Raw genomic sequence first — 20,907 nt, 5'->3', positions numbered from 1 at the left:
TGTAGCAGATTAGTACAGGCACGTCAAGAAAATTGAGATTATCATTGCAGCATATACGTATGTTCTTTTGTTTTGGCGGAATAAAAAGAGTGAAATGATGAAATTAGTGTAATATGGGCTCCAGGGGAGAAGCGTAAAAGCTCATGATGAGCATCTACAATTAGTGCCATGAAAGGGTTTGCCTTCCTGCCCGATGGGAGATGAACAATCAGGGGCAGGTGGCATAAGGGGAGCGTCTACAATTTTCGGCGTAGATGTAACCACTCTAACAACACAGCGAGCGCGGAGCCTACCGCTACTTCCAAAAGCATCATTCGCTTGGGCGATTGTGGTTTTTCTAGCTGTAGTTTATGCCGTCGTTTTTGACCAGGGGTCTGCTGTGCTTTCTCCAGATTCCGTCGTTGATTGTCGGCCTCCTCCAGGCGCACTTTCTCGATATGCTGTTCGTCGGCCCGCTCTGTTGGTTGAGAATCGATATGCGCATGTCCCTCGCTTGCTGGTCGATCCTCATTCAAGGCGTGGGCCATAGTACTGATGAACGTGACCAGGTTATTCGGGATAGGATGTACTCCCTCGCTAAAGAAGGCATTAATCTCGGCCCCAATCATCAGGATTAGCGCGAAGTAATAGAAGAAGATGAGCAGAATGACTGCGAAGCCAACCTGCCCGGTATAGCTGCTCAGGCCAAAACGTGCGTAGAGCGGGAAGAGCAGCAAGAAAAGCGCCAGCCCAAGCGCCGATGAAAGCGCGCCAAGCCAGCTATTGCTCAAACTGATACGCTGATTGGGAACGATGATAAAGATGGCCTCGAAGAGGATAAAGCCAACAAGCACGCTGCCGAGAAAGCTAGCCATGTAGGAGATGATTGGATTGGTCGCGATGGTTGAGATAAAGGGGATCTTCTGAAGTGCTGGATTCGTGGCAAGTAAGCCAAGCGCAAAAGTTGGGAGCGAGGAGATCAGAACCATAATCGGCACAAGCAAGATAAAGATGAGTACCATGGTAATCGCGATAAGACGCTGGCGCACGAAGGGCCGTGTGCGAACGCGATAGACGATGTTGAGACAGCCTTCCATATTGATGAAGAGGTTGGAGCCGCTGAAGAGCGCGAGCGCGACCGCGATAATAGTCAACCATCCCGCGTTCTTTTGTAGCTGTGTAATCGCCAGTTGTACGGCATCTTGATTCTGGGCGACCGTGGGAAAAAAGGCTGTGGCTCGCTCAATAAGCTGTTTGGTGTCTGTAATTCCTCCCAGCAAGAAACCCAGAATCGCGATGAGGGCAATCGCGATAGGAACCATTGACATCAGAATATTATAAGCGAGTAAGCCTGCCAGTCCGGATGACCAATCGTTATTGAATTTGTTCAGAAATTCGCGGAGTGTCTTGGTTTCTTTGCTCGCGCGCCGGATGAAACGACGAGTTGAGTGCTGGTCTTTGGCACGTGTGTAGCCTGCTCCACGTGTACCGCTTGCCATAAGTACATCTCCCGTTAGATACTATCAAGTGATTCGGTCTTCTGCACCAGCTATCTTCACTGAAGGATAAACCAGAAAACAGATCTTCTGTCCTGTATATCATTCACGGTCGAGCATAGAGAGACGTTTCAGCGTGGGTATGTTATGATTGGGATTCAGCGGTAAGATTCTAGATGTGAGAGAGCAATGAGCACACGACCACCAAAATCGTTAGGTGCAATCTTGTGGGATGTGTTGCGTGTCAGCGTACAGACGTTCTGGCGAAGTAGTGCTAATCCCGCGCGTACACTGGTACAGCGTCAGCAGGCCCTGGCGGTGCTGGGCTTGCCGCCGAACGCAAGCCAGCAGCAAATCAAGCAGCGTTATCGCGTACTCGCGAAACGGTTTCATCCCGACCGTGGCGGCGATCCGCGCCAGATGCAGCAGATCATAGCAGCCTATGACCTGCTGACGAAGGAGCGGAAGCACTCATGAATGCCTAGAATAGGGGCGCTCCACAACGGTTGCAGAAGCGCTTGCCAGGGCGGCAGCGGTTTCCGCATTGTTCACAATAGATGGCTTGCGCTTCAGAAGACGTCTGAGGGGTAGCCATCCCCACTGGTGGCATCGAGGGGGGAGCTGGAGGCGTGGGAGGCACCTGCTGCGGTTGTGAGGCCATTGGGGCCTGCTGTATCCCTCCAGGTACTGGCTGCTGCGGCTGCCCTGGCTGGTTTTGGGGCTGCGAGGCCGGTGGAGCTATCTGCTGTTGCGCGTCTGGGTCTGGTTTCTGCGAATTCTGTACTGTCTCATTGATGGTTTTTGCTGCTTTCATTGCTAGGCCGCCAAGTGTGGTCGCGATTTTGATTCCCTTGGCGATATCGTCCATATCCTTTTTCATGCGCTGCATGGATGGAAGTGACGTTGAGTCAGAGACCTTCGTGAAGAAGTTCTTACCCAATTGAATGCCATCGCCATCGGGTGCGATCTGGGCTTGCTCTTGCGATCCGTCGTCGAAGTGGAGGAGCAGGAGTTGTCCCTGTTGGACATAACCTCCCTCACGCTTGATCTCGGATGCTGGTGTGACAGTATTAGCCTGCTCACCCTTGATGAATGATTGCGCGGCTTTGGCAATCCGACTGCGATCTTGTATGGCTAAAGTAAAGCGTCCATTTGGTTGAAGTATCAAACGATCAAGCAATGAGGTAAAGTAGTCGAAACCGACTCCTGAACGATGCTGGCATTCGTATTGGCCTGTTAATGGCTTCATGGAGCCTCCGCAAAAAATGGTAAATGCTATTTCTATGTAGAAACTCTCAGCGAGGATAGTTGAGTATATCACTTCGCGGGTTCTCTCTCTAGCCAATACGTATGCGTACACTAACGTGTTGTAGCTGTGTGCCAGCATAGGGTTTTGTGCGTATTACCATAAAGAAACAGAGCAAAAAGAATAGCTGATAGAACTTTTGATCCAAAAATATGGGAGATTGTCTTGACTTTCCAGATATAAGGCTGTATGCTGGTTAGGCAATTAAAGCATTGAAAGAGGTATAGGGTTAGATGTCTCGTTCCCCCAAAGCACTTCCTTCCGCACAGGATGAGTCTGACCTTAAACAGCAGGAGTTCTCATTCTTAGCTGTGCGGAGTGCAGGTGAAGATATAGCAATACCACAAACAACAACAACAAGAGAAGATAAAACGAATAAAGCGACATCAAAGACAGCATATTCATCGGCTGATATTCAGGTGCTTGAGGGTATTCCGGCTATTCGACATCGGCCGGGAATGTATATTGGCTCAACGTCTACCTCTGGACTTGTGCATCTTATTTGGGAAGCGCTTGATAATGCTGTTGATGAGGCGGTAGCCGGATACGGGAAGCAGATCTGGGTCACAATTGACCGTGAGGGGTGGGTGACGGTGCGTGATGAGGCGCGTGGCATGCCTTTTGACCTAATGTTGTACCAGGGCGAGTACCAGCCAGCGGCAACAATTATTCTTACGGTTCCACATTCAGGTGGCAAGTTCGCCGAAGGGGCATACAAGACAGCGGGCGGCCTGCATGGTGTTGGCTCAACTGTTATCAATGCGCTTTCAGAGCGATTGGAGTTGACGATCTGGCATGATGGAGAGCAGTTTTCCCAGGTGTTTAGTCGCGGTACCGCGATGCCTCACCAGATTGAGCCCTGCGACCCCAAACTACATGGGACGCAGCTTCGCTGGCTCTACGATCGTTCGATTTTTGATCCCGATGCCTACTACTCTCTAGAAGCAATTGAGAGTCGTATGAATGCCGCCGCGTACCTTAATCGTGGTGTCACGTTCCATCTCGATGCCTGGGATGAAAGCCTGGGTGAGCAGGTGAAGCGCCTGTTCTATTCGCGTGAGGGCCTGCCAGACTATGTTCGAGAATTGGGCTCAAGTGTCAATACGCCACTCTTCAAGCAGGTGATCGGCATTGCCAAGGAGAAGGATGATGTCTCGGTCGAGGTCGCCCTTCAGCCTACAACGGGATACAAGGCGGCGGTGTATAGCTATGCTAACGCCGTGCGTACACGCGATGGTGGCGTGCATGAGAGCGGCTTTAAAGCGGCTCTGACCAAGGTCGTCAATGACTATGCTATCAAGCTCAGTGTAATCAGGAATCGCGAGCGTGATGGATTTAAGCCAGAGGTCATTCAACAGGGCTTGAATGTGGTCATCTCGGTCAAGCTGACGAACCCACAGTTCCAGGGTCAAACCAAGGATCGTTTAAATAACGCTCCTGTAGAGGGCATTGTACGCTCGGTTGTTGATGAGGGACTGAAAGACTGGTTTGAGAAGAATGCTGCCTCTGGCAAAGAATGGCTGAAGAAGATTCAGCAGATGCAGAAGGCGCGCAATGAGGCTCAACTTGTCGAGGAATTGGCGCGTGCGGGCACGAAGAAAAATAATGAGATGATCGATACCTCACTCTCAAAGAAGTTCTTGCGTTGCAATACCAATGATGCATCGCGTGCTGAACTCTTTATTGTTGAGGGCGATTCGGCTGGTGGAAGCGCGGGACAGGGACGCTTCTCCGATTTCCAGGCCGTACTCAAGCTCAAAGGAAAACCTTTGAATGTGGCGAAGGCTAATCTTAAGAGCATCGTTGAGAATGAGGAGATTCGGACCATCATCAATGTCCTTGGAACTGGGACGCGCGATATATTTGATATCAGTCGCCTCAAGTTCAATCGTATCATTATCGCGACTGACGCTGACGTTGATGGCTTGCATATTCAGTGCCTTCTACTAACGCTTTTCCACCAGGAATTTAGCAATCTGATTGAACAAGGCCATGTGTACATTGCTTGCCCGCCGCTTTACTCTGTCAAGTACAAAGGGAAGGTTCACTGGCTCTTGAATGATGAGGTGCGCGAGAAGTTCGTTAGTTCACATCCCGATGCGCAGAACCTTGAGTTCAAGCGCTTTAAGGGCCTGGGTGAGATGAATCCTAAAGAACTGCGCGATACCACCTTTGATCCGGCGAGGCGCACGTTAAAGCGTGTCACGATGGAGGATGCGGTCCTGGCTGCGAAACTTGTTGTTGAGCTGATGGAAGATAAAAATGCGGAACGCCGTCGTGTCTTTCTGGCGGAGCATTCCCGTAAGATCAAGGAACTGGATGTGTAAACCATGGCGAGTGTAAGCGAAAATACTACGGGAAATACTGTCGAAACAGGTATCGTACAGGAAGATTTCTCCGTTATCATGGCGCAAGCCTTCGCGACCTATGGGCTCTCGGTTGTCACAGACAGAGCCCTACCGGATGCGCGTGATGGCCTTAAACCCGTGCAGCGTCGCATTCTGGCGGGTATGCGCGAGGCGCGCTATTTCTCCAGCCGTCCTACTGTGAAGAGCGCAGAGGTGGTTGGTCTGATTCTGGGCAACTATCATCCGCATGGTGATACCTCAGTCTATGAGGCCGCAGCGCGCATGGCTCAGCCTTTTACCATGCGGTATCCACTGATTGAGGGACAGGGGAATATGGGTAGCGAAGATGGTGATGCGCCCGCTGCTTATCGTTATACCGAGATGCGCCTCTCACCTCTGGCTGAAGCCTTGATGGCCGATATGGAGCGCGAGACGGTACCCTTGCATCCAACGTATAAGCAAGATCCCAAGGTGGTAGAACCAGACTATTTGCCAGGTCGCATCCCTCCCATCGTCAACCCGTCCAGTGGAATCGCGGTTGGTCTCTCGACAAATATTCCGCCCCACAACTTGGGAGAAGTGATACGTGCTTGTATTGCCCTCCTAGATCGGCCTGACATGACAGTAGATGAGCTCATGGGCTTTATTCAGGGGCCAGATTTCAGTCAGGGTGGGCATATTGTTGGTGTTGATGGCATCCGTGATTATTTTACTACTGGCAAAGGGCGCATTATCGTGCGTGCTGAGGTGCGCCTGGAAGAGACACCACGTAGGCGCGCGCTGGTCGTGACGCAGATACCGCCAACCGGGCGCGATAAGGTCAAGGCCTCGATCATCAAAGCCTTTAACGCGCATAAGCTGGATGGCCTGATGCCTGATCTGCGTGATGAAAGCGATACCGAAAAGGGCACACGTATCGTACTTGAGCTACGGAAGGATGCCGACGCCGCTCATACGTTAGAACAGTTATACCGCGAGACCGATCTGCAAATTGCGCTCTCGTTCCAGATGGTCTTTCTCTTTGGTTCCCCCCTGCAGGCTGCGCGTCAGCCGAAGCAAGTTGGGTTGCTTGAACTGCTGAATTACTGGAATGCGCACCAGCTTGACCTCTTGACTCGTCGAGCCGGCTATGATCTACGCAAGGCGCGAGAGCGCTTGCATATCGTGGAAGGCTTGATGATTGGCGCCGAGCATGCGGAAGAGATTGTGAAGATCTTCCAGCAGGCCGATGATCGCGCCAGCGCCCGCCGAACCATCGAAGAACGCTATCAATTAAGTGAGATCCAGTCGGATGTCATTGCCTCAATGACGCTCGCTCAGGTAACGAAAATGGATAGCGGGAAGTACCGGCGTGAGCATGGGGACCTTCAGACTCGTATTGAGGAGTTAGAGCGTTTGCTCTCCAATCGTCGCGCGCTTATCACTCTTCTGAAGAAAGAGATGCAGCAGCTTGTGCGCCAGTTTGGTGATGAGCGGCGTACCATTATCGATGTTGAAGGTTCGGTAGAGAAACCCATTACGCGTGTTGCCAGCCTCTATGAGCGCGAACCGCTAACTATTGCCTTTACTCGTTCTGGTGCCCTGAAAACACTTGCTCAGGATACTTTCCGCCCGAAAGAGAAGAATGGCGAGCTCATCTATACTCCGGTGCGTGGTGATGAACAGTTGCGCGAGGTAATTGCTACTACATCGCAGGATTATCTGCTCTGTATGGCCTCTTCCGGACGTGTCTTCCAGATTGCCAGCCATCGTATTCCACTGGCTACACGCTCCGCAAAGGGAGAGCCGATTCAGTCCTTGCTAGAACTGAATCCAGAGGAGGAAATCGTCGCGATTGTGCCGATTGATGCCTACGATGAAGATCGCTACCTGGTGACATTTAGTCGCCTGGGGAAGGTCAAGAAGTCTCCGTTAAGTGAGTACAAAACAATCGATGTCGATGGTGCGCAAGATATGAAGCTCGCTGACGGCGATAGTATTGTAACTGCTGTACTCTCTCATGGTCAGGGTGAATACTTTGTGACCACGGACTACGCGCAAACTCTTCGCTTTAGCGATGAGGCTTTACGCGCTCAGGGGCGCGTTGGTCAGGGTGTGGCTGCTATATCTCTGACACATGGTGGCGTTGTCGTGAGTGCTTCCTACTATGACATAAACACGACGACGAGTATTGATGTGGAGACAGGTGAGGTCATTCAGGATATGGTGAGTGTCCTGGTGGCAACGGAAGCGGGGACCCTGAAAAAAGTTCCTGTGAGCCAGTATCCCCAGAAGGGACGCGCGACTGTTGGTGTGGTCACTACGGAACTGGTGGACAGTGATCGTGTGCTCTTTACGATGCTCATCAATGAGCATGACTATCTGCTCCTGACCTGGAAAGGGGCGAATGGTGAGAAAGGTGAGCACTCATTGCCTCTGAAAGCCAGCGAGGTCATTGCTTTCCCTCGCGTGAAGCGAGGCGTGCAGGTTGTGAATGGCCGCATCTTGAGCGCGGCGAAGCTTGGATAAGTTGTCGTTAACAGACACAGTAAGAAAGAGCCGAGGCCCCATGGAGGACCCCGGCTCTTGCTCTATCTTCAGTCGTTTAAGCAGTGGGCGGAACTTCGTCACTTACCTCTTCAACCTTATTTGCCACATACTCGGCGGGAGACTCGGATCGGACAACTTCGATGGAGCATTGTGTGAGCAACGCGCCCAGAACGCCAACGGCGGCCAGAGCAGGAGCAAGAATTACGCCAGCGACACCAATGGTAAGTGGCAGTTCCAGAATGGAGTTGCCGTCTTGCTTGATGATGATGCGGCGTACATTGCCTTCGTGAATGAGTTCCTTTACCTTGGCGAGCAATTGTTCGCCAACGACCTGAAGCTCTTCGACACCATACGATTTCTGTTCCACATTGGTATAATTTTCACGGGGGTCCTGTGTCATTGCGCTTTCTCCTTATAGTGTGCTTTTGTAAACTTTTTCTAAGTTTATAGTATTGGTTAACTGAACGGTGTTGAAACGATCGTATTTACGTGTAAGCCGTCCAATACTGTTATATGCTGTATGTAGCTGTGTTCTTCTCTCACCGCTCTATTTATAATACGCAGGCAAGCAGGATATGGTTGGAGAAATTTGAGGCCAGTTTGAAATCTTGCAGAGAGCAACGGTATGATATGGCATATCTTCTGGTAATGACTGGCCCTGCAAGCTGGAGGAACGAGGTTGAATGATGGATAATAATGCCTTCTGGTACGTTGATGGGCGCTGGGTGCATCCAGGCGAAGCGACCATCTCCATTAATGATGTCGCTGTATTGAGAAGCTATTGCGTCTTTGAGAGTTTACGGACCTATGAGCGTCGTCCCTTTCATCTCAATGAGCATCTTCAGCGACTCTATCGCTCGGCTGAACTGATTGAACTGGATATCCCCTATACACGTGAGGAGATTGCCAGCGTCGTTCATCAGGCTATAGAGCGCAATGCATATACCCATGCCTCTCTGCGTCTTCTGGTGACAGGCGGGGTGAGTGAAGATGGTGTGTTACCAGGTGGCAAGCCCGTACTCGCTGTACTCGTTACACCTCTGCCAGAGCGCGATATGGAGCGCTTTGAGCGTGGTATCAAGGTCATTACGAGTCGTATGGAGCGTGATATGCCCGAGGCCAAAACGTCGAGCTACCTGGCGGCTATGCGTGCGCTCAAGGAGGCTCAGCGTCGCGGTGCAAGCGATGCGCTATACCTGAATTCCGCTGGACAGGTATTGGAGGGGACACGCAGCAACTTCTTTGTCTTTCGAGGCGATACTTTGATTACTCCACGCGCGGGCGTTTTACTGGGTATTACGCGCCAGGTAATCCTTGAACTGGCGAAGAATCGTTTCCATATCGAGGAACGTCCTATTCTCTATGAGGAACTCTCTACAGTCGACGAGGCGTTTATTTCATCATCTTCGCGCGAGATTACGCCAGTCACGCATATCGATGAATCCCCTATCGGAACTGGGAAGGTGGGTCCACGCGCTGCTGAACTGGAGCAGCGCTTTATTGAGATGATCTCGCGCGGCGACTTTTGACGCCTGGCATAGTGCATTTGGCTTATTGTGTTCTTCGTTCCCATAGTATTTCGTCTGGTAGTATGAGTGTTACCAGGAGATGGCTTGGTTGTAGATTCCATTGTGGGGATCCAGGCAAGCTTGAAATGCTGCTGATAACTCCCCGCGACTGAAGGGAACTCATAGGCGAGAAGAATAGCCCGTGAGTCGCGAAAATACTATTACTCTATTGCTAATAAAAACTATAGGGAATTGAAGACTGTATGCAGATCAAAACGATAATATTTGATCTTGATGAGACGTTGATTGAGGACCGCGACGCGACACATAGCGCCTTTGAAAATGCCTGCGCATTTGCCTATGAATATGCTCAGGTTGACTGCGAGCGCTTAAAAGGGTCAGCTTACAGACATGCCAGACGCCTTTGGGCTGAGGCACCAACATATGATTACTGTCGCGAGATTGGTATTAGTGCTTCGGAAGGTATGTGGGGCCGGTTTGAGGGTGATGGCTCCGATCTCCAGGCACTCTATGAATGGGCTCCTGTGTATCAGGAGCGATTGTGGGAATATGCCCTGGCAGAACAGGGAATTGAAGACGAGAGCTTGGTCAAGCAGTTAGCCGCTATCTTCCGCAAAGAACGGCGTAGAAGCTATCGTGTCTTTGCCGATGTTGAGGTGGCACTCAGTCGCTTGAAACAGCAGTATACCCTGGCTCTCCTGACTAATGGCGCGCCGGACTTGCAACGCGAGAAGATACGGGCTTCAGGTCTGGAAAGCTACTTTGATGCGATTGTTGTTTCAGGTGAGTTTGGGATTGGTAAACCCAGGCCCGAAGTTTTTTCACATGTACTTGAACAGGTGCAAGGCGTTCCTGACGAGACAATTATGGTTGGAGATAGCTTGCCACGTGATATTGTGGGGGCGTATCGTTCGGGAATGCGAGGTATCTGGCTGAATCGTTTTGGTGATGACTGCATTGACGCGTGCCGCCCCATGATAGGCGCGCAAATTTGTCTGTTGGATGAACTCGATGCGGTCATTTCCGCATAGCACCATAAAAGCCAGCCTTGCGTCCATACATACGCAAGACTGGCTTTTCTTCTTAGGCAGCGCCACCGAGCGGCTGTGAGGTTTGTTTGTCGAGTATGCGACGCGCTGCCTCTTTTAAGCGCTCCTCGCTACGAATGCCAAAGCCTGAGAGCGGGCGAATACGCTGTTGCTGAGCAGCCCTAAAGAGCTTCTCCGCCGAATCAATCTCTAGCTCTTCGTAGAGGCGAATAGCGGTATATGGCCCCACGTGTTCAACACTCATGAGAGCTCGTACTCCTGTGGGCAGAGCAGGCAGGCAAAGGCCATTCTGAAAGGTCATGCTACCATTTTGCGCCAGTTCGCGGATACGTGAGCGCAGGCGGTCCCCTAGCCCTGCAATGGGAAGAGATTCTCCTCGTTCCAGAAAGTTTTTTACAGGCTCCTTCAGGTTGAGGACACCACGTGCGGCATTGCGATAGGCCTGAATGCGGTACGGATTACTTGCCTGGGCCTCCAGCATGTCTGCGATGCTCGATAGCACTTCGGCTATTTGTCGATTGGTGATTTGAGGTTGTGCCTCGGCCTCTGGCTCAAGTCCGGGGAGCATCTGTTGTGTAGAGCGCTTCCCTGTACGGCGAGGTAGCGAGGGCATTATTTGAATTGTTTGTGTAAGCTGAAAGATGCTGCTCATTAGGTACTCCACCCCTTTGCCCTGGAAGGCATAAATGGAACATAGAAAAAGAATAAGTCAATACAAGGATAGAAATAAACGAGCACATCTGAATGCGTATCTCAATTAGTGTACAAAGCACATTGAAATCATGTTCTAATTATAGCATGATATTGGTCAAAAGTCAATGATTTTAAACCCACGTGAAAGCGCTTATCAAGCGCTTTCACGTGGGTTTGTGGTGTGTGTCTGTTGGGGTAAGATAAAGAAGCGAGGAGGAGAACATTTCAATCGTTCTCCTCCTCGCTTCTTATAATGTTCATGTAGCTTACTGGCGATAGTTGGGTGGAGGTGGTGTGTTATCTGTGTCTCGCTCATCTGGTCTGAGATTGCGTTGAGGCTGCTGGTTCGTGCCAGCCTGATTCTCTCTCATAGACTGTGTATCGACATCTTTGACCCGTTGCTGCTTCTGATATGGATCGCTCTCACGATGTGCCATACCGCTCTCGTTATAAGTTTGAGATGCGTTGTTAGTCCCCGTACCGGGGGCGGCATCTGTTCGATATCCCTCTTGCCTCATTTCTGAGCTCTGGAACGTTCGATTCGGCTCTTGGAAGTTTGGCGTTTGTCGCTGCTCACCCTCGCGATAGGTCGTTTGAGATGACGGATTGGTGTACTCGGGAGCATCAGCGGTAGCTCCTGCTTGGTTGGGCTGTGGCGCTTCAGAGGAATAGGTTGGTGCATATTGTTGTCCTGGCTGCTGGGGCGTGCCATTGGCATTATTGAATACTCTCTGATTCACATCATCAGCATATGGTTGATTATTTGCTCTCACACCCTCCTGAGAGGCTACTGGTTCGCCTGTCGGGTCCTCTGAGCGGCGATATTGGTTCTCGCGATAGTTTTGTGGCATATCCTGCCGGAAGCCACCGTTTTCACGCGTATAGGTGGGAGGCATGTTATAGCTCTCCTGACCTGCTCCCACAGCCTGCGCAGGCTGCTCGATAGTATTGTCGGGATAGGTCATGTCATAGCCTGGTCGTGTTGGAGGTGCATAGCGTGCCTCTTCTTCTGGACGTCGCTCATAGGTGTTGGTTATTGGTTCCTGTCTTCCCGGTTGGGTATAGACGTCATAAGCACCCTGGCTGCGTAGGAGGGTCATTGCCTCCTCGTAACGAGCGCCAGCATTCACCGTAAGGAGCATGCGTCCCGCTGAGAGCTCTTGCTGATAATATTGGGCCTCTTCTTCTGGAATACCCATATTGGTGAGCGCGCCAATCAGACCACCCGCAACCGCACCAATGGCTACGCCACCTAACGTTGTGACCAGGATTCCACCTGCCAAAGCAGGACCAATCCCTGGAATGACCAGCGCCGCCGCCGCTCCCAGTAATCCACCTAGAATCCCTCCACCGACAGCGCCAGTCGCGGCGGCATCCGATTTTTCTTCGGTGGTTGCTTCGACTGCTGTGGCGTCGGTAGCCGCTCGCTCTGATGCCGCATCACGTAGATCTCGTTGAATGAAGCCAATTTGGTCATCACTGAAGCCTGCGTTATGAAGGGCTTCAAGCGCTCTATCAACTTGTATCCTATCAGTGAAAACACCAACGGCTGTCGTTTGTGATCGTGTAGACATGTGCTTTCCTCCTGACTTTCACTACAGAATATTTCACAAAAAAGAGCTCTAATGCTTCGCTTTGTGTCAAGACCTATGGCATTTTTTCTTGTACTTGATTCTCTCGTGATTCTGTATGTCAGCTGAGCATGAACACTCAGATACACGAACTTAAATATAGAAATGTAACAATCGATGAAATGATGGTGAGGGCAAAATGGGTCTTGCCTCTTGTTATAGTGGCCGTTTTGCATATGGCTCACATCGCTTCACATGCGCGTCTAGCCTGTAGTAACATATACGTAAGATTATGATGAGAGTAGAACGTTGTAACATGGAACATATGAAAGATACCAATGAGCCTGTGGTCACGTTTAGCTTAATCCGTTATCATAAGCCAGGTTTGCGTACACTGACTTATCTGGGGTTGGACCATTGGAAGATGCATCGTGTTCCTGGTGTGTGCTTCTGGCGCTTAATGGGAGTTGGTCGTGGCAAAGTCTTTAGTCCACATGCTGATCTCCAGCGTTCGGCGATCTTTAGCGTCTGGCGCTCCTATGCCGATGCGCGCCGTTTTGAAGAGGAGTCCTCACTTATGAAGCGCGTATGATGTGAGGCTGAAGAACTCTGGACTGTCTATATGCGACCTGTGCGCTGGCATGGCGCCTGGGGTGGGCGGGACCCCTTGAGTGACATGTCAGCGGTCGTTGCACCTCAATCGGGACCCTGGGTTATTCTAACTCGTGCGACTCTTCGTCTGGGCTGTGTCAAGGCGTTTTTGGATGCGGTACCAGCAGTCGCGGCCCGGTTGCGTTCTCAACCAACTCTGCTAAATTCTGTAGGCGTTGGTTAAATCCCCTTGCTGTACCAGGCCACGTTTAGCATCTGGCAGACGTTGCCCGATGTGACGTCATTTGCCTATGGACAGTCTCCCCATCGCGAGGTTATCCGCCGTACTCGTCAGGAACAGTGGTATTGAGAGGAATTCTTTGCTCGTTTTCGCCCTTTCGAGGCAACGGGAACTTGGGATGGTACGAATCCTCTTGCTCCATTCAATATGCTAGCTCCGTAGTCGAAAGCCTTTCGTCTCAGTGCGAAGTATAGACAGTGACTGGTAGGTGTTCTATACTATGCCACAAATAGAGCGCAGAGAAGAGTTATATTTTTCGCTCGACGGTGCCGTTTCTGGTACCATGAATTGATGTCGCACTCTCCTAATTGTGTAGAAGGAATCTCATGCCAGACGAGTATCAAGTACTTATTGTTGGAGGCGGCCCTGCTGGCCTGATGGCCGCCGAGACTGCTGCATCCAGGGGCGCTCGTACGCTTGTCCTGGAGCGCCAGAATGAAATTGGTTATCCCATTCATACCAGCGGCGGAAGCTGGATTAGTGATATGAAAGCGCTAAAGGTCCCGAACATCTCTATCATCCCGTCACAAAAATTGCTTTTGTCTCACCCAATCGCGAATTTATCCATGATTATAATCCTGCTGTTGCCTGTGTGATTGATATTCGCGGTCTGTATCAGCATCTCGCTGGGCGCGCGATTGCGGCAGGTGCAGAGATTCGCGTCCGTCATACCGTAGATAAAGTGTTGAGAGAGGGCGAGCGCATCGTTGGTGTGACATATAAGAACCATGTGAGCGAGCGGCGCGAAGTGCATGCGGATGTGACGATTGATGCGAGCGGCTTCTCTCGCCATATAGGCGTGCGCAGTGATATGGGTGAGGCTTTCCATCGCTATGGCTTCGGCGCGGAATATGACCTGTATGCCCCCCATTATCCACAGGATACCGTCTATCTCATCATGGGAAGCGCTTTTGCTCCTCAAGGATATGCCTGGGTCTTCCCACGAGGCAATGGACGTGTCCGCATCGGTGTTGGCGTTATCCATCCCGATTGTGACAATGACGCGCGCCCCTATCTGAATAGTATTATGCAGATGCCTCAATTGAAAGAGAAACTGCGCGGCGCGAGCCCTGTTGAATACCATACTGGGCTCTTCCCTGCCGTCAGACCTGTGGATAGATTCTGCCGGGATGGTCTTATGCTGGCTGGCGACTCTGGTGGTCAGGGATCAACGCTAGTCGGTGAGGGCATCCGATTCGCGATGTATGCCGGTCAAATGGCTGGTGATGTGGCTGCTGATGCGGTGAAGAGTGGCGATACTTCAGGCACTTTCTTAAATCGTTTTGATCGCCAGTGGCGTACACGTTTTGGTCGGGATATGGAGATTTCTTATCTGATCAACAAGCATATCGCTGCTTACACAGATGAGCAATGGGATGGTGCCTTTGACCTCTTAAAGCGCCTGACCGCCTCTCAGATTGCCCAGGCTGTACGGTGCGATTATAGCGCGAGTTTGTTTATGGGTATTTTAGCGCGTAACCCTATGCTTGTCGCGACAGGTGGTAAGAAGTTTTTGGATGTACTCTTGGAGCGCATTAATAAACCATCGCTGGCTGTTGCTGAAGGGTCAAAACAAGTTTCTTGAAGAGTGGACAAATAGTTCTTTCTGTTGACATCTGTTGCTCTTGCATTCGTATCCCGTTTCTGCTATAATTGCCCCTCGTACGGTGAGTTACACCGGAATTCACGCCTGCGGAGATCCTGTAAGACCTGGTAGATCCAGGCAGGTTGTTCGTTGAAGCAGGAACCGAACACCGGATATGGCTTGTCCCTATTTGGGTAAGTTTCGGATAACGGTAATACACGTTACCTCTTGTGGGAGCGTTGTGGCAGTATGGGCGTTGAAGTGCTTTATCGTTCATACCGTAACAACGCTCCTTCTGTTTGCCTACCTGCTAATAGTCCTACATAGAATCTGCATATTGACAGGGATAGGTGGTTGTGCGATAATGACCCTCGCTCCAAGAGAAAGGCACATAACGACAATCACCATTATTACGGTGCTCCTGTCGGATGTAGCCAGTATTGCGCCACGCTAAGGTGGCTCGACACGGGATCGTTCAGATCATCTCCCCTCCCGCGCTGTACGACTGATGAGGTCGTCAGCTTTGTGTTGCCATTTTCCGGCAGCCCGCAAGGTAGGGGGTACAACAACGAATCTGAATGAGCTTCGAAAAAGTCACGAAAAAGGGGTTGACAAACCCCAAGCGATATGCGATACTACCGGAGTCGACGGCGAACGAACGAAAATAGCGGAAACGCTACTCTTGTTGGTTCTGCCCGATACAGAGAAAAAAACGCTGGCCCACCGAGGTCGGCGGGGACGACGCCCATGCGGCGTCGAGGACTCAGACGTACCTGAACAACTCAAGAGTGGAATGCAGATGGACATTGGCCCTTCTTCCAGCGCTCTCGCAAGGGAGCCATGAGAGGAAGGTACACAATCCTGTCAATTCTGCGAACAAGCAAACAAAGAAGCCAAGCACTTCTTTCAGCCTGGACGCAAACTCATTTACACCTTCGCTCATCTCCGCGTGAGGTGAGTCGAGATACATTCACAACTTGAATGGCGAGTTTGATCCTGGCTCAGGATAAACGCTGGCGGCGTGCCTAACACATGCAAGTCGAACGCCCTTGGCAACAAGGGAGTGGCGGACGGGTGAGGAACACGTGGGTACCTACCCCCAGGTGAGGAATACCGGCGAGAAATCGCCGACAATACCGCATAGCCTTCGCAAGAAGGAAAGTCCTTCGGGACGCCTGAGGATGGGCCTGCGCCTGATTAGCTGGTTGGTGAGGTAAAAGCTCACCAAGGCGACGATCAGTAGCTGGTCTGAGAGGATGGTCAGCCACACTGGGATTGAGAACGGCCCAGACTCCTACGGGGGGCAGCAGTGAGGAATTTTCGTCAATGGGGGCAACCCTGAACGAGCAACGCCGCGTGCAGGAAGACGCTTTTCGGAGTGTAAACTGCTTTTCTGAGGGACGAGAACGGACGGTACCTCAGGAAGAAGCCCCGGCTAACTACGTGCCAGCAGCCGCGGTAATACGTAGGGGGCGAGCGTTGTCCGGAGTTACTGGGCGTAAAGGGCACGCAGGCGGTCCTGTAAGTCTGTTCTGACAGCTCCTGGCTCAACCGGGAGAGGCGAACGGAAACTGTAGGACTTGAGGACTTCAGAGGGACACGGAATTCCGGGTGGAGTGGTGAAATGCGTAGAGATCCGGAGGAACACCAAAGGCGAAGGCAGTGTCCTGGGAAGTACCTGACGCTCAGGTGCGAAAGCCAGGGGAGCGAACGGGATTAGATACCCCGGTAGTCCTGGCCGTAAACGATGACCACTAGATGTGGGGGGTATCGACCCCCTCCGTGTCGAAGTAAACACAATAAGTGGTCCGCCTGGGGAGTACGGTCGCAAGATTAAAACTCAAAGGAATTGACGGGGACCCGCACAAGCAGCGGAGCGTGTGGTTTAATTCGATGCAACGCGAAGAACCTTACCAGGTCTTGACATGTGGACGAAGCAGTGGTAATGCACTGTGCTCTTCGGAGCGTTCACACAGGTGCTGCATGGCTGTCGTCAGCTCGTGTCGTGAGATGTTGGGTTAAGTCCCGCAACGAGCGCAACCCCTACTGCCTGTTACAGGTTTCAGGTGGGACTGCCCGAAAGGGAGGAAGGCGGGGATGACGTCAAGTCAGCACGGCCCTTACGACCTGGGCGACACACACGCTACAATGGCCGGAGACAAAGGGAAGCGAACCCGCGAGGGGGAGCCAAGCTCAGAAAGCCGGTCTCAGTTCAGATTGCAGGCTGAAACTCGCCTGCATGAAGGAGGAGTTGCTAGTAACCGTAGGTCAGCACACTACGGTGAATACGTTCCCGGGTCTTGTACACACCGCCCGTCACACCACGAAAGTCGGCAACACCTGAAGCCGCCAGGCTAACCCTTTGGGAGGCAGGCGTCGAGGGTGGGGTCGGTGATTGGGGTGAAGTCGTAACAAGGTAGCTGTACCGGAAGGTGCGGCTGGATCACCTCCTTTCTAGGGAGTCACGAGGGACCCATGAGGTCACCTCAACTTCCAGGTCGAACAGGAACCTGTGGTGCTGATGTTGAAAGCTGCTTCCACTCTTGAGCGGTTGAGCGCTTCGTCGTCCCTCTTCGTGAGGGACATGCGAGTCTCACCCGAGCACCTTGAACAACCGAACATGTTTCCTTCAATTTTGCTGAGCGAGCACGCTGTGCCTGCTGCTTTCTAGAGTGTGTTTTCACACGACGGGGAGCATCCCGCGCGAGCGCTGATCGCTGACAGTGAACATGAAGACCGAATCCCAACAACAAAGGGTAGATACACACTAACAACAATTCTTCACATTCGGCGAAGAAAACGGCAAGGCAGAACAAGCGACAGAGAGTACGAGGTGGATGCCTTGGCGCTGAAGTCCGATGAAGGACGCGGAGACCGGCGAAACGTTCAGGGGGAGCTGCATCCAAGCTATGATCCCTGAGATTCCCAATGGGGCAACCCCTCCAGAGTTATGTCTGGAGACCCACCGTTGAACACATAGACGGTGTGGAGGATCGTGGGCGAACTGAAACATCTCAGTAGCCTGCGCAAGAGAAATCAACCGAGATTCCCGTAGTAGTGGCGAGCGAACCGGGACCTAGCCCAAACCATCACGTCCTCGGACGTGGCGGGGTTGTAGGACTTCCATCAACACCATACTGACCTTACTTGAAGGCATTGGAACGTGCCACCAGAGGGGGTGAGAGTCCCGTAGAGGTCGGGGGCAGTACGGTGGGAAGGATCCTGAGTACCACGAGACACGTGCAATCTTGTGGGAAGCTGGGGGGACCACCCTCCAAGGCTAAAGAGCTTCAGCGACCGATAGCGAACAAGTACCGTGAGGGAAAGGTGAAAAGGACCCCGAGAGGGGGATGAAAGAGACCCTGAAACCACGTACTCACCAGCAGTCAGAGGCCACTCTTCCATGAGGAAGTAAGGGCTGATGGCGTGCCTTTTGTAGAATGATCCGGCGAGTGCATCGCACGTTGCGGGTTAACCAGCGTTAAAGCTGGGGAGCCAGAGGGCAACCGAGTCTGAATAAGGCGTGCGCGTAGCGGCGATGCGACCCGAAACCGTGTGAGCTATCCATGAGCAGAGTGAAGCGGATGTAACAGTCCGTCGAGGCTCGAACCCACCAGTGTTGCAAAACTGGGGGATGACTTGTGGATAGGGGTGAAATGCTAATCGAACACGGAGATAGCTGGTTCTCCCCGAAATGTATTGAGGTACAGCCACCCGAGAGAACTATCCTGGAGGTAGAGCACTGAGTAGGCTAGGGGCCCTGTGCGGGTTACCAACCCTAACCAAACTCCGAATGCCAGGACAGGATGCGGGTGAGTGAGACGGCGGGGGCTAAGCTTCGTCGTCAAAAGGGAAACAGCCCAGACCATCGGCTAAGGGCTCAAAATCGATGCTCAGTGTCAAAGGGGGTCAATGCGCCCAAACAGCCAGGATGTTGGCTTAGAAGCAGCCATCATTTAAAGAGTGCGTAATAGCTCACTGGTCGAGTGCAATGGCACCGACAACGTACCGAGGCTCAAGCATCGTCCCGAAGCCATGGAACCTTCTCTTTACGAGGAGGTTGGTAGGGGAGCGTTCCTGTGGCAGAGAAGCCAGATCGCAAGGACTGGTGGAGCGGCAGGAAGTGAGAATGCCGGAATGAGTAGCGCAATATCTGCGAGAACCAGATACACCGAATGCCTGAGGGTTCCTGGGCAACGTCAATCGTCCCAGGGTGAGTCGGGACCTAAGCCGAGGGCGTTAAGCCGTAGGCGATGGAAAGCAGGTCAGAGATTCCTGCACCGCACAGCTTCGTGATGGAGCAATGGGGGGACGCGGTAGGGAAGGTGAGCCGGTCGAATGGACAGGACCGGTGCCCAGCCAGAAGCGCGTGACCGAGGCAAATCCCGGTTGCGAAAGCGTGACTGCTGGGCCGAGCGCCCGCGAGGGTGCGGAAGTCATCGGAGCCCAGGCCGCCAAGAAAAGCCTCTCGCCAGAAGACTGTGCGCCCGTACCGCAAACCGACACAGGTAGGCAGGGGGAACTCTCCCCAGGTGATCGAGCGACCCTCTGTTAAGGAACTCGGCAAATTGACCCCGTACCTTCGGAAGAAGGGGGGCCTGAGTAGCTGTCTCTTGGTAAGACAAGAGGTGGTGAGAAGGCTGCAAAAACGAGGCCCAAGCGACTGTTTACCAAAAACACAGGTCTCTGCGAACGCGAGAGCGGAAGTATAGGGGCTGACTCCTGCCCAGTGCCGGAAGGTTACGAGGAGTGGTGAGCGTAGCCACGAATCTAAGCCCCGGTGAACGGCGGCCGTAACTATAACGGTCCTAAGGTAGCGAAATTCCTTGTCGGGTAAGTTCCGACCCGCACGAAAGGAGAAACGACTTGGGCACTGTCTCGACAGAGGACTCGGCGAAATTGAAGTACCCGTGAAGATACGGGTTACCCACGACAGGACAAAAAGACCCCGTGGAGCTTTACTACAGTTTGGCCTGGAAACGAAGTATGGTGTGCGTAGGATAGGTGGGAGCCGGAGAGTCCGCCCTTGTGGGGGCGGAGGAGGCAGCAGTGAAATACCACTCTCACCATGGTTTGTGTCTCACACGCATCCGTGATCCGGAGCGTGAACAGGGCCAGATGGGTAGTTTGACTGGGGCGGTCGCCTCCCAAAGAGTAACGGAGGCGCCCAAAGGTTCCCTCAGGGTGGATGGACATCACCCTCTCAAGAGTGTAAAGGCACAAGGGAGCTTGACTGCGAGGCAGACGCGCCGAGCAGGGACGAAAGTCGGGCTTAGTGATCCCACATTCCCGAGTGGAAGGAGTGTGGCTCAACGGATAAAAGCTACCCCGGGGATAACAGGCTTATCTTGCCCAAGAGTTCACATCGACGGCAAGGTTTGGCACCTCGATGTCGGCTCGTCGCATCCTGGGGCTGGAGTAGGTCCCAAGGGTTGGGCTGTTCGCCCATGAAAGCGGCACGCGAGCTGGGTTCAGAACGTCGCGAGACAGTTCGGTCTCTATCCGTCGTGGGCGTAGGAGAAGTGAGGGGAGTCATCTTCAGTACGAGAGGACCGAGATGGCTTGACCGCTGGTGTGCCAGTTGGGGGCCTCCCCCAGAGCTGGGTAGCTACGTCAAGAAAGGAGAAGCGCTGAAAGCATCTAAGCGCGAAGCCGACCCCAAGACGACTTGTCCCACCTATTCTTCGGAGTAGGTCAAGATCCCAGGAAGAAGACCTGGTAGATAGGCTGCGCGTGGACGACTGGTAACAGGCGAAGCGGAGCAGTACTAATGATCGTACGGCTTGTTGCCACCAACGTGTGTATGTGTGTGTATGATCCTGTTGGGAGTGGTTCTCATGGGCTGCTGTGAAGGGAGAAGCGCACGTGTGGGAGGCAGGCAGGAGCGTGGCTCAGCAAAATTGAGGGAAACATGATTGAGTTGGTTCGAG

14 protein-coding genes and 2 rRNA genes are annotated in these 20,907 nt (G+C 52.4%); 11 read left to right on the top strand and 5 right to left on the bottom strand.

Annotated elements, in window-relative coordinates; all coding sequences use genetic code 11:
• Positions 1–236: 236 nt before the first annotated feature.
• The gene (locus tag K3T82_RS40225) at positions 237–1,478 is read right to left on the bottom strand and encodes a YihY/virulence factor BrkB family protein (protein ID WP_220199126.1); all 1,242 of its coding nucleotides are present in this window, start codon (positions 1,476–1,478) and stop codon (positions 237–239) included.
• A 186-nt stretch (positions 1,479–1,664) separates the two neighbouring features.
• Between K3T82_RS40225 and K3T82_RS40220 the strand changes: the two genes are divergently transcribed.
• A complete protein-coding gene (locus K3T82_RS40220; protein WP_220199125.1) occupies positions 1,665–1,952 on the top strand; it encodes a J domain-containing protein in 288 nt (95 codons plus the stop codon).
• A gap of 4 nt (positions 1,953–1,956) precedes the next feature.
• Here K3T82_RS40220 and K3T82_RS40215 read toward each other — a convergent pair whose 3' ends face one another.
• Positions 1,957–2,724 carry a zinc ribbon domain-containing protein gene (locus K3T82_RS40215; protein WP_220199124.1) on the bottom strand — a complete coding sequence of 256 codons (768 nt, stop codon included), beginning with the start codon at positions 2,722–2,724 and terminating at the stop codon, positions 1,957–1,959.
• A gap of 290 nt (positions 2,725–3,014) precedes the next feature.
• On the opposite strand from K3T82_RS40215, the gene K3T82_RS40210 reads away from it, so the two are divergent.
• Complete coding sequence (locus tag K3T82_RS40210) at positions 3,015–5,108, top strand: DNA gyrase/topoisomerase IV subunit B (RefSeq protein ID WP_220199123.1); 2,094 nt, start codon at positions 3,015–3,017, stop codon at positions 5,106–5,108.
• Between the two features lie 3 nt (positions 5,109–5,111).
• Positions 5,112–7,637 (top strand): DNA gyrase/topoisomerase IV subunit A, encoded by a 2,526-nt coding sequence (locus tag K3T82_RS40205; RefSeq protein ID WP_220199122.1) that lies wholly within the window; start codon positions 5,112–5,114, stop codon positions 7,635–7,637.
• A gap of 76 nt (positions 7,638–7,713) precedes the next feature.
• Here the strand turns inward: K3T82_RS40205 and K3T82_RS40200 are convergent, their stop codons facing one another.
• The gene (locus K3T82_RS40200; RefSeq protein ID WP_220199121.1) at positions 7,714–8,058 is read right to left on the bottom strand and encodes a DUF4342 domain-containing protein; all 345 of its coding nucleotides are present in this window, start codon (positions 8,056–8,058) and stop codon (positions 7,714–7,716) included.
• 283 nt (positions 8,059–8,341) lie between these two features.
• On the opposite strand from K3T82_RS40200, the gene K3T82_RS40195 reads away from it, so the two are divergent.
• Together K3T82_RS40195 and K3T82_RS40190 are read left to right on the top strand one after the other, a co-directional pair.
• Entirely contained in the window at positions 8,342–9,187 is an 846-nt protein-coding gene (locus tag K3T82_RS40195) for an aminotransferase class IV (protein WP_220199120.1), read from the top strand.
• 242 nt (positions 9,188–9,429) lie between these two features.
• Positions 9,430–10,218, top strand: coding sequence for an HAD family hydrolase (locus tag K3T82_RS40190; protein ID WP_220199119.1), 789 nt, complete (start codon positions 9,430–9,432; stop codon positions 10,216–10,218).
• Between the two features lie 52 nt (positions 10,219–10,270).
• Here K3T82_RS40190 and K3T82_RS40185 read toward each other — a convergent pair whose 3' ends face one another.
• Entirely contained in the window at positions 10,271–10,888 is a 618-nt protein-coding gene (locus tag K3T82_RS40185) for a helix-hairpin-helix domain-containing protein (protein ID WP_220199118.1), read from the bottom strand.
• A 307-nt stretch (positions 10,889–11,195) separates the two neighbouring features.
• Positions 11,196–12,503: a general stress protein gene (locus K3T82_RS40180; RefSeq protein ID WP_220199117.1), complete on the bottom strand. Its 1,308-nt coding sequence runs from the start codon at positions 12,501–12,503 to the stop codon at positions 11,196–11,198.
• A 313-nt stretch (positions 12,504–12,816) separates the two neighbouring features.
• Between K3T82_RS40180 and K3T82_RS40175 the strand changes: the two genes are divergently transcribed.
• The 6 genes from K3T82_RS40175 (at position 12,817) to K3T82_RS40150 (ending at position 20,768) form a co-directional block, all read left to right on the top strand.
• Positions 12,817–13,092 (top strand): hypothetical protein, encoded by a 276-nt coding sequence (locus tag K3T82_RS40175; protein WP_220199116.1) that lies wholly within the window; start codon positions 12,817–12,819, stop codon positions 13,090–13,092.
• A gap of 30 nt (positions 13,093–13,122) precedes the next feature.
• A complete protein-coding gene (locus K3T82_RS40170) occupies positions 13,123–13,335 on the top strand; it encodes a hypothetical protein (RefSeq protein WP_220199115.1) in 213 nt (70 codons plus the stop codon).
• A 383-nt stretch (positions 13,336–13,718) separates the two neighbouring features.
• On the top strand, positions 13,719–13,988 hold the full coding sequence (locus tag K3T82_RS40165; RefSeq protein ID WP_220199114.1) for an FAD-dependent oxidoreductase: 270 nt from the start codon (positions 13,719–13,721) through the stop codon (positions 13,986–13,988).
• Positions 13,985–14,977 carry an NAD(P)/FAD-dependent oxidoreductase gene (locus K3T82_RS40160; RefSeq protein ID WP_220199113.1) on the top strand — a complete coding sequence of 331 codons (993 nt, stop codon included), beginning with the start codon at positions 13,985–13,987 and terminating at the stop codon, positions 14,975–14,977. The genes K3T82_RS40165 and K3T82_RS40160 overlap by 4 nt, the downstream gene beginning before the upstream one ends.
• 978 nt (positions 14,978–15,955) lie before the next feature.
• A 16S ribosomal RNA gene (locus K3T82_RS40155) occupies positions 15,956–17,431 on the top strand.
• Between the two features lie 356 nt (positions 17,432–17,787).
• Positions 17,788–20,768: ribosomal RNA gene (locus tag K3T82_RS40150) — 23S ribosomal RNA — on the top strand.
• The 16S and 23S rRNA genes sit together here, the layout of an rRNA operon.
• Positions 20,769–20,907 lie beyond the last annotated feature (139 nt).

Origin of the sequence: Ktedonospora formicarum (genome assembly GCF_016587355.1) — a bacterium.
In the GTDB taxonomy this organism is placed as follows: Bacteria; Chloroflexota; Ktedonobacteria; order Ktedonobacterales; family Ktedonobacteraceae; genus Ktedonobacter; species Ktedonobacter formicarum.
This window is presented reverse-complemented; position numbering and strand designations above follow the sequence as displayed.

What these genes read in the sequence shown, in the direction of transcription:
- K3T82_RS40225 (WP_220199126.1), bottom strand. Translation starts at nt 1,478, where the DNA reads ATGGCAAGCGGTACACGTGGAGCAGGCTACACACGTGCCAAAGACCAG.
- K3T82_RS40220 (WP_220199125.1), top strand. Translation starts at nt 1,665, where the DNA reads ATGAGCACACGACCACCAAAATCGTTAGGTGCAATCTTGTGGGATGTG.
- K3T82_RS40195 (WP_220199120.1), top strand. Translation starts at nt 8,342, where the DNA reads ATGATGGATAATAATGCCTTCTGGTACGTTGATGGGCGCTGGGTGCAT.
- K3T82_RS40175 (WP_220199116.1), top strand. Translation starts at nt 12,817, where the DNA reads ATGGAACATATGAAAGATACCAATGAGCCTGTGGTCACGTTTAGCTTA.
- K3T82_RS40200 (WP_220199121.1), bottom strand. Translation starts at nt 8,058, where the DNA reads ATGACACAGGACCCCCGTGAAAATTATACCAATGTGGAACAGAAATCG.
- K3T82_RS40165 (WP_220199114.1), top strand. Translation starts at nt 13,719, where the DNA reads ATGCCAGACGAGTATCAAGTACTTATTGTTGGAGGCGGCCCTGCTGGC.
- K3T82_RS40170 (WP_220199115.1), top strand. Translation starts at nt 13,123, where the DNA reads ATGCGACCTGTGCGCTGGCATGGCGCCTGGGGTGGGCGGGACCCCTTG.
- K3T82_RS40215 (WP_220199124.1), bottom strand. Translation starts at nt 2,724, where the DNA reads ATGAAGCCATTAACAGGCCAATACGAATGCCAGCATCGTTCAGGAGTC.
- K3T82_RS40180 (WP_220199117.1), bottom strand. Translation starts at nt 12,503, where the DNA reads ATGTCTACACGATCACAAACGACAGCCGTTGGTGTTTTCACTGATAGG.
- K3T82_RS40185 (WP_220199118.1), bottom strand. Translation starts at nt 10,888, where the DNA reads ATGAGCAGCATCTTTCAGCTTACACAAACAATTCAAATAATGCCCTCG.
- K3T82_RS40205 (WP_220199122.1), top strand. Translation starts at nt 5,112, where the DNA reads ATGGCGAGTGTAAGCGAAAATACTACGGGAAATACTGTCGAAACAGGT.
- K3T82_RS40210 (WP_220199123.1), top strand. Translation starts at nt 3,015, where the DNA reads ATGTCTCGTTCCCCCAAAGCACTTCCTTCCGCACAGGATGAGTCTGAC.
- K3T82_RS40190 (WP_220199119.1), top strand. Translation starts at nt 9,430, where the DNA reads ATGCAGATCAAAACGATAATATTTGATCTTGATGAGACGTTGATTGAG.